The sequence below is a fragment of the Exiguobacterium sp. s56 genome, assembly GCF_018618255.1.
GTDB lineage: Bacteria > Bacillota > Bacilli > Exiguobacteriales > Exiguobacteriaceae > Exiguobacterium > Exiguobacterium chiriqhucha.
Genome location: NZ_JACSLR010000013.1, coordinates 94,861 through 103,771, shown reverse-complemented (window position 1 = coordinate 103,771; position 8,911 = coordinate 94,861). Strand labels below are relative to the sequence as shown.

9 protein-coding genes, 1 rRNA gene and 1 riboswitch are annotated in these 8,911 nt (G+C 53.0%); all 10 genes read left to right on the top strand.

What is annotated here, in order from left to right:
* The first annotated feature begins 77 nt into the window (after window positions 1-77).
* The 10 genes from rrf to purF all read left to right on the top strand — a co-directional run bounded on the left by rrf (window position 78) and on the right by purF (window position 8,908).
* Window positions 78-193: ribosomal RNA gene (gene rrf, locus KNP71_RS12465) — 5S ribosomal RNA — on the top strand.
* A gap of 83 nt (window positions 194-276) precedes the next feature.
* A complete protein-coding gene (locus KNP71_RS12460) occupies window positions 277-468 on the top strand; it encodes an NETI motif-containing protein (RefSeq protein WP_021065189.1) in 192 nt (63 codons plus the stop codon).
* Window positions 469-608: 140 nt separating this feature from the next.
* Window positions 609-710, top strand: a riboswitch (purine riboswitch).
* Between the two features lie 69 nt (window positions 711-779).
* Complete coding sequence (gene purE / locus KNP71_RS12455) at window positions 780-1,268, top strand: 5-(carboxyamino)imidazole ribonucleotide mutase (protein WP_021065190.1); 489 nt, start codon at window positions 780-782, stop codon at window positions 1,266-1,268.
* The gene (purK, locus tag KNP71_RS12450) at window positions 1,268-2,362 is read left to right on the top strand and encodes a 5-(carboxyamino)imidazole ribonucleotide synthase (RefSeq protein ID WP_029596118.1); all 1,095 of its coding nucleotides are present in this window, start codon (window positions 1,268-1,270) and stop codon (window positions 2,360-2,362) included. Before purE ends, purK begins: the two co-directional genes overlap by 1 nt.
* Window positions 2,359-3,651, top strand: a complete 1,293-nt coding sequence (gene purB / locus KNP71_RS12445; RefSeq protein WP_021065192.1) for an adenylosuccinate lyase — start codon at window positions 2,359-2,361, stop codon at window positions 3,649-3,651. The genes purK and purB overlap by 4 nt, the downstream gene beginning before the upstream one ends.
* A 48-nt stretch (window positions 3,652-3,699) precedes the next feature.
* Window positions 3,700-4,404, top strand: a complete 705-nt coding sequence (gene purC, locus KNP71_RS12440) for a phosphoribosylaminoimidazolesuccinocarboxamide synthase (RefSeq protein ID WP_021065193.1) — start codon at window positions 3,700-3,702, stop codon at window positions 4,402-4,404.
* Window positions 4,401-4,643: a phosphoribosylformylglycinamidine synthase subunit PurS gene (gene purS / locus KNP71_RS12435; RefSeq protein WP_021065194.1), complete on the top strand. Its 243-nt coding sequence runs from the start codon at window positions 4,401-4,403 to the stop codon at window positions 4,641-4,643. The genes purC and purS overlap by 4 nt, the downstream gene beginning before the upstream one ends.
* Complete coding sequence (purQ, locus tag KNP71_RS12430; RefSeq protein ID WP_029596116.1) at window positions 4,640-5,320, top strand: phosphoribosylformylglycinamidine synthase subunit PurQ; 681 nt, start codon at window positions 4,640-4,642, stop codon at window positions 5,318-5,320. The genes purS and purQ overlap by 4 nt, the downstream gene beginning before the upstream one ends.
* A complete protein-coding gene (gene purL / locus KNP71_RS12425) occupies window positions 5,304-7,523 on the top strand; it encodes a phosphoribosylformylglycinamidine synthase subunit PurL (protein ID WP_214830791.1) in 2,220 nt (739 codons plus the stop codon). Before purQ ends, purL begins: the two co-directional genes overlap by 17 nt.
* Window positions 7,499-8,908 carry an amidophosphoribosyltransferase gene (gene purF, locus KNP71_RS12420; protein WP_021065197.1) on the top strand — a complete coding sequence of 470 codons (1,410 nt, stop codon included), beginning with the start codon at window positions 7,499-7,501 and terminating at the stop codon, window positions 8,906-8,908. The genes purL and purF overlap by 25 nt, the downstream gene beginning before the upstream one ends.
* The last annotated feature ends 3 nt before the right edge of the window (window positions 8,909-8,911 follow it).

The following is an 8,911-nucleotide window of genomic DNA, read 5'->3' as shown; positions in this document are numbered from 1 at the left end:
CGGTCGAGGCTTTGATCTAGTCTAATGGTTTGTGTGAATTGATGAGTCTTCAGTTTTGAGAGAACGATCTCTCTATGTCTGGTGGCGATGGCGAAGTGGTCACACCCGTTCCCATGCCGAACACGGAAGTTAAGCGCTTCAGCGCCGAAAGTAGTTGGGGGTCTCCCCCTGTGAGGATAGGACGTCGCCAGGCAAACGGTGGTTCTGGAGCATTCGCTCAAGGGCCGCCGCTTTTTTTATTTATATCGTGATTCAAATGAAAGAGAGGAAGAACAGATGGCCAAAAAAATCAAAGTATACGTCGAGCCAAACGAGACAATCGATGACTGTTTAAATCGAATTGCTCAAATGGGGTATCGCCCGGTACGTAGGATTGAAAAGCCTGTCTTTGAACAAACGGGAACCAAAGACGAACCTGTACATTCCCATCAATCGATTTTGTTTGAGTGCGTTGCTCTCGAATCATAATGCCAAACCGTCACGAATGCGTGGCGGTTTTTTTGTATTTTAACACCACTAAAGACGAACGATAAATATTCAGACAATTAAATTGTTCGCAGTTTGTTGACATGTTTTGAAAGAACAAGGTACGATAGGCGTGTGAGTTAATAACAAATTAAATAGTGCTCCATATAATCGCGAGGAAATGGCTCGCAAGTTTCTACCTGATCGCCGATTCTGATCAGACTATGGGGTATAGTCGACATTTTTTTGTCGTGGCCTATACCCTAAACTGGTTATTCGGTTTAGGGATTTCTTTATTTAAGGGGGACATTTGAATGAAGGCAACAGTAGGTGTGATCATGGGTAGCTCGTCTGATTGGGAAACGATGCGCCATGCTTGTGACATCCTAGAAGAATTGAGTATTCCATATGAAAAACAAGTTGTCTCGGCACATCGGACGCCGGACTTAATGTTTGAATATGCTGAAGAGGCCCGTGCGAGAGGCATACAAGTCATCATTGCAGGCGCAGGAGGAGCAGCCCATTTACCGGGAATGGTCGCAGCGAAAACAACGCTTCCTGTCATCGGAGTGCCTGTTCAATCTAAAGCGTTAAATGGACTTGATTCCTTGCTCTCGATTGTTCAAATGCCTGCAGGAGTACCAGTGGCAACGGTCGCTATCGGACGTGCCGGGGCGACGAACGCGGCCCTACTCGCCGTTCAAATCCTCAGCCTGCAATTCCCCGCACTGGTTGAACGCCTAGATACATATCGCCAAGCGAAGCGCGATATGGCACTTCAAGCGACGGAGGAACTAATCTAATGAGAATCGGCATTTTAGGTGGAGGTCAGTTAGGTCGCATGATGTCTCTCAGTGCGAGTGCTATGGGGTACGAAACGCTAAGCCTCGATCCAAACGCAAACGCGCCCGCCGCTCAGGTTGCACCAAGCATCGTCGCCGCATTTGACGACGTAACGGCAGCACGTGAACTTGCACATCGTTCAGACGTCATCACCTATGAATTTGAGAACATTGATACAGCGATGATTGAGGCCATTGCTGACAAATGTCCTCAAGGGATGGATGTCTTGAAGGCGACACAGCATCGAATCTTTGAAAAACAAATGATTGAAGGGGCAGGTCTTCAAGTCGCACCGTACGTTCCAGTCCGTTCCGTCCGTGATGTCATTCGAGCAAGAGACGTGTTAGGTTTTCCGTTTGTGATTAAGACGTGCCGTTTTGGTTATGACGGTAAAGGTCAAACGGTAATACGTTCAGAACAAGACGTAAGCTCGTTCACAGATCAGTTCGAAGAGACGGAATATGTGGCCGAAGCTTGGCTTCCTTTTAAAAAAGAAATCTCTGTTATCGTGACGAGAGGGACGCACGAGACGACGACGTTCCCCATCAGCGAGAACATTCATCGAAACAATATTTTATATCTTTCGATTGTACCGGCACGAGTGGAGCCTGATATTTTAGAGGAGGCGCGTCATTTGGCCCTCCAACTCGCTGACCACATCGGACTGATTGGTACGCTTGCGGTTGAGTTGTTCATTATGGAAGACGGTTCATTGTACGTGAATGAACTTGCGCCACGCCCTCACAACTCAGGGCATTACACGATTGATGCCTGTGAGACATCACAGTTCGAGCAACACATTCGGGCAATCACCGGGATGAAGCTTGGGCGAACGACGCTTTACACACCAATCGTCATGGTCAACCTGTTAGGCGAACATATGGACGAGCTGAACCCGCAAACGTTACCGTCGAATGTTAAACTACATTTGTATGGGAAAGAAGAAGCGAAGCAGGGGCGGAAAATGGGACATTTGAACGTGATTGCTGCTTCCGTCAAAGAAGCGCTTCAGACCATCGAACAATTGGCAATTTGGAAGGAGACCGTTTTATGATTTCACGTTATACCCGTCCTGAGATGGCGGCGATTTGGACAGACCAGAATAAATTTGAGGCATGGCTCCAAGTAGAGCTGTACGCCTGCGAGGCGTGGAGCGAACTTGGTATCATCCCGAAGGAAGATGTCGCCGTCTTATGGGACAAGGCATCGTTTGATGTCGAACGCATCCTTGAAATCGAGCAAGAGACACGTCATGACGTCATCGCATTCACCCGTGCCGTCTCAGAGACACTCGGTGAAGAGAAGAAGTGGGTGCATTACGGACTGACTTCGACAGACGTCGTCGATACGGCCTTATCGTACTTGATTAAGCAAGCGAACGATATTTTAGAAGCTGACATCGACCGTTTCATCGACATCCTCGCTGAAAAAGCTAGAGCACATAAGTATGACATCATGATGGGCCGTACACACGGTGTCCACGCAGAACCGACGACGTTCGGATTGAAGCTCGCCCTTTGGTACGAAGAGATGAAGCGCAACAAGAAACGGTTCATGGCAGCCCGCGAGACGATTGAATTCGGTAAGATGAGTGGTGCGGTCGGTACGTTCGCAAACATTGATCCATTCATCGAATCGTATGTGTGTGACAAATTAGGGATTCAAGCAGCACCGATTTCGACGCAGACGTTACAACGTGACCGTCACGCCGAATACATGTCCACGCTCGCGTTAATCGCCACATCGATTGAGAAGATGGCGACAGAGATTCGCGGCCTCCAAAAGACAGAGACACGTGAGGTCGAAGAATTCTTCGCCAAAGGACAAAAAGGATCGTCAGCAATGCCGCATAAACGTAACCCGATCGGTTCAGAGAACATGACCGGCCTGGCCCGTGTCATTCGCGGTCATATGGTGACGGCGTATGAGAACGTCCCACTCTGGCATGAACGTGACATCTCACACTCCTCAGCAGAACGGATCATTCTTCCGGATGCGACGAGTCTCCTCAACTACATGTTGAACCGCTTTGGCAATATCGTGAAGAACTTGACGGTCTTCCCGGATAATATGCGCCGGAACATGGACCGGACGTTTGGCATTATCTTCTCCCAACGCATCTTGCTCGCGTTGATTGAAAAAGGATGGTCGCGCGAAGCCGCTTATGATGCCGTTCAACCGAAGGCGATGCAAGCGTGGGAAGAAGAGACGATGTTCCGCACCTTGATTGAACAAGACGCCGAGATGGGCGCACTCTTCACGAGTGACGAGCTCGACGACCTATTCGACCCGAGCCATCACGTGCGCCGTGTCGATGTTATTTTTGAACGCTGTGGTTTGTGATCGTTGAGGGGCTTCATGCCCCTCTCACTTTTAAGGGGGACGATACAGATGGAAGCAATTTACGAAGGTAAAGCGAAAGCGTTATTTGAGACTGAAGAACAGGGTGTGCTCCGCGTTTATTATAAAGACGACGCGACAGCATTTAACGGGGAGAAGAAAGAATCAATCGCCGGCAAAGGCGTGTTGAACAATGCCATCACGACGCGCTTGTTCGAACTCATGCACGATAACAAGATTCCGACGCATTTCATTAAGCGACTATCGGATCGCGAGCAGCTCGTGCGCCGTGTCGATATCATTCCGCTCGAGGTCGTCGTTCGCAACGTCGCCGCCGGAAGCCTTGCCAAACGACTCGGTTGGGAAGAAGGGACACCGCTCCTGTCACCGATTGTCGAGTTTTACTATAAAGATGACGCACTCGGAGATCCACTCTTAACGGAGGATCATATCCGTTTACTGCAAGTTGCCACACACAAAGAAGTCGAAACATTGCGACAACTTGGTCTGTGGGTCAACGATGTGTTGCTCGATTTCTTCAATGAACATGGCATCGATTTAATCGATTTCAAACTTGAGTTCGGTAAAGTCGATGGCACGATCATCCTTGCCGATGAAATCTCACCAGACACGTGCCGGCTTTGGGACAAAGAGACGAAACAAAAGCTCGATAAAGACGTTTTCCGCAGAGACCTTGGATCTCTGACAGACACATACAGCCAACTGTTAACACGCATAGGGGGAATGGACCGATGAAAAAAGTAAACGTGTACGTGACATTACGTGAAAGTGTACTGGATCCACAAGGCGTCGCCGTAAAAGGTGGGCTCGAACATCTCGGTTTTACAGGGGTAGAGTCGGTACGCATCGGGAAAGTCATCGAGCTTCAAGTGGCAGATGAGACGACCGAAGCGATGGTGCGTGACATGTGTGAGAAGTTGCTCGTCAACACGGTTATCGAGAACTATCGAATCGAGATGGGGGTACTCGCATGAAATTCGCTGTCATCGTCTTCCCCGGATCGAACTGTGACCTCGACATGTATCATGCCGTAAAAGATGTCCTCGGCGAAGAAGCGGACTATGTGTTCCATACGGAAACGTCGCTTGATGGGTACGATGGTGTGCTCCTACCAGGCGGTTTCTCATACGGGGACTACTTGCGCTGTGGTGCCATCGCCCAGTTCTCACCGATTATGAACGAAGTGAAACGATTCGCCGAAGAAGGGCGTCCAGTGCTCGGCGTCTGTAACGGATTCCAAGTGCTCGTCGAAGCGGGACTCCTACCGGGCGTATTGATGCGCAACCGTGATTTGAAGTTCATGTGCAAGACAGTCGAATTGAAAGTCGAAACGAACGAGACGATGTTCACGAACGATTATGAGCTCGGGGAGACGATTCAAGTCCCAATCGCGCACGGGGAAGGCAACTACTACTGTGACGAGGCGACACTCGAGACGCTCCGTGCGAACGGGCAAATCGCCTTCACGTATACCGACAATCCGAATGGATCGGTCGCGAATATCGCAGGAATCACGAACGTACAAGGTAACGTACTCGGAATGATGCCACACCCGGAACGAGCGGTCGAAGCACTCTTAGGCGGGGAAGATGGCAAACGATTATTCACTTCGATGGTGAAATGGGGGACTCGACATGCTACTTACAACTGAACCGACAGCAACACACATCCGTGAAGAGCGACTTTACGCCACGATGGGCTTGACCGATGAGGAATACGCGCTCGTCGTCTCACTGCTCGGTCGTGAGCCGAATTACACAGAGATCGGGTTATTCTCGGTCATGTGGTCTGAACACTGTTCGTACAAAAACTCGAAGCCTGTCCTCCGGAAATTCCCGACTACTGGGAAACACGTCCTTCAAGGACCTGGGGAAGGTGCCGGCATCGTCGACATTGGCGATGGCCAGGCCGTCGCATTCAAAATCGAGAGCCATAACCATCCATCGGCGATTGAGCCGTACCAAGGTGCGGCGACAGGTGTCGGCGGGATTATCCGCGACATCTTCTCGATGGGCGCGCGACCGGTCGCACTCCTCAACTCGCTCCGCTTCGGAGATTTGAACGAATCACGTGTGAAACATCTTTTCGGCCACGTCGTCTCCGGCATCGCCGGTTACGGCAACTGTGTCGGCATCCCGACGGTCGGTGGGGAAGTCGCGTTCGACCCGGCCTATGCCGGCAACCCGCTCGTCAACGCGATGTGCGTCGGACTCATTCGCCATGAAGACATTCAAAAAGGGATTGCCGAAGGTGTCGGCAACTCGGTCATGTACGTCGGCGCAACGACAGGACGCGACGGCATTCACGGGGCGACGTTCGCCTCGGAAGAACTCGGTGAGGATGCGGACGAGAAACGCCCGGCCGTCCAAGTCGGGGACCCATTCATGGAGAAACTGTTGATTGAGGCGTGTTTGGAAGTCATTAAGCACCCAGCCCTCGTCGGGATCCAAGACATGGGAGCGGCTGGTCTCACGTCGTCTTCGGCCGAGATGGCATCGAAGGCAGGCATGGGCATCGAGATGAACCTCGACCTCGTCCCACAACGCGAGGCTGACATGACGCCTTACGAGATGATGTTGTCCGAGTCACAAGAGCGGATGCTTCTCGTCGTCAAGGCAGGGCATGAAGATGAAATCGAAGCAATCGTCACGAAGTGGGGACTTCATGCGATCAAAGTCGGTGTCGTCATCGAAGAAAAAGTGCTCCGTCTTCTCCATCAAGGGGAAGTCGCAGCCGAAGTACCGGTCGACGCGCTCGCAGAAGACGCACCGGTCTACCATAAGCCGTCGAAAGTACCGGCATATTATGAGACGTTCCAAGCGATGGCACCGGTCCAACCGGTCGTCACGGACGTACTCACGACATGGAAAGACGTGCTTGCCATGCCGACGATTGCCTCGAAACGTTGGGTGTATGAGCAATACGACCATATGGTCCAAACATCAACCGTCGTTGCACCAGGAAGTGATGCGGCCGTTATCCGGATTCGCGACACAGACAAAGCGCTCGCGATGACGACGGACTGCAACGCCAAATACGTGTACCTCGACCCGCGTGTCGGTGGTGCCATCGCGGTCGCAGAGGCAGCGCGCAACATCGTCGCCAGCGGCGCCACACCGCTCGCCCTCACGGACTGCTTGAACTTCGGTAGCCCGGACAAGCCAGAAGGGTTCTGGCAGCTCGATCAAGCTGTCGAAGGGATGGCCGAAGCGTGCCGTGCCCTCGACACACCGGTCATCGGCGGGAACGTTTCGCTTTACAATGAGTCGAACGGGACGGCGATTTATCCGACGCCGGTCGTCGGCATGGTCGGCTTGATCGACAAGCCAGAACATATCACGACGTCGTTCGCGAAAGAATCAGGCGACATCATCTTCCTGCTCGGAGAGACGAAACCTGAGTTCGGCGGTAGTGCGCTCCAAATGCTTAAAGACGGTCAAGTGAGCGGACAGGCGCCGACGCTTGACCTGGAGACGGAGAGCCGTCAGCAACAAGCGCTCCTCGCAGCAATCCGGGAAGCACTTGTCACGGCGGCCCACGACGTATCGGAAGGTGGACTCGCCGCAGCACTCCCTGAACTCGTGTTCGGCACGGGCTTCGGCGCAGACGTCACAGTCGACACAGATCTCGTGACGACACTTTTCAGCGAATCACAGTCACGGTTCCTCGTCACAGTCGCGCCACATCAAGCCGATGCGTTCGCGAAGTTGACGAAGGCGACACGCATCGGACAGGTGACAGACACGCCACAATTGACGGTGCGTGCGAGCGACCGCCTAATCGAAATGGACGTCACGGAACTTGAACGGGTATGGGAAGGAGCTATTCCATGTTATATGACATCCGAGGCATGAACGAGGAGTGCGGGGTATTCGGGGTATTTAATCACCACGAAGCGTCACACCTCGCCTACTACGGCCTCCACAGCCTGCAACACCGGGGACAAGAAGGGACAGGCATCGTCACGGCTGACGGGGAGCGCTTGCACGCCAAACGCGGGCTCGGACTCGTCGCTGAAGTGTTCGACGAACCGTCGCTCGATGCATTGACCGGGCACCACGCCATCGGTCATGTCCGTTATTCGACGGCAGGCGGCAACACGCTCGAGAACGTCCAACCGCTCCACTTCAAGTCGCTCACGGGCGATTTGGCGATGGCGCACAACGGGAATCTCGTCAACGCCAACGAGTTGAAACATATGCTCGAAGCGGAAGGTGCGATTTTTCAGACGACATCGGACACGGAAGTCGTCGCCCACTTGATTAAGCGGAGCCGAGGCAACTCGATGAAAGAACGAATCGCGGATAGCTTGGCTCGTCTCGTCGGAGCGTTCGCCTTCCTCTTCTTGACGGAAGACGCGCTCTACGTCGGCGTCGATGTTCACGGATTACGTCCGCTCTCGCTCGGCCAGACCGAGGACGGAGCCTACGTATTCGCCTCAGAGACATGTGCGTTCGACGTCGTGGGGGCGACGTACGTACGTGATGTCGAGCCAGGGGAACTCCTTATGATCACGCAAGACGGGATTGTATCGGAGCGGTACAGCGAGGCCTCGGTCCGCGCGATGTGTTCAATGGAATACATCTACTTCTCGCGGCCGGACTCGATCATCGATGGCGTCAACGTGCACACGGCCCGTAAGGCGATGGGGAAAAAGATGTTCGACGAGGCACCGGTCGAAGCGGACGTCGTCACCGGCGTCCCTGATTCGAGTATTTCAGCAGCCATCGGCTACGCCGAGGCGAGCGGGATTCCGTACGAGATGGGACTCATCAAAAACCGATACGTCGGCCGGACGTTCATTCAACCGTCGCAAGAGTTACGGGAGCGCGGCGTCAAGATGAAACTGTCGGCGTTGCGAGGTGTCGTGAGCGGTAAGCGGGTCATCATGGTCGACGACTCAATCGTTCGCGGGACGACGAGCCGACGCATCGTCAAACTGCTCCGTGAAGCCGGGGCGACCGAAGTGCATGTGCGCATCACGTCACCACCGATCAAGCATCCGTGCTATTACGGCATCGATACATCATCAAAGGAAGAGTTGATTGCGGCCACCAAATCCATCGAAGAGATTAAAGAAGAGATTGGGGCCGATTCACTGGCGTTCCTCACATTGGATGGGACGGTCGAAGCAATCGACCGGCCGTTCGAAGGGAACTTGCGCGGGCAGTGCGCCGCTTGCTTCACCGGACTTTATCCAACTGAACTGGCGGAACTTGTAACAGAGACAAAAGCTTGAGGG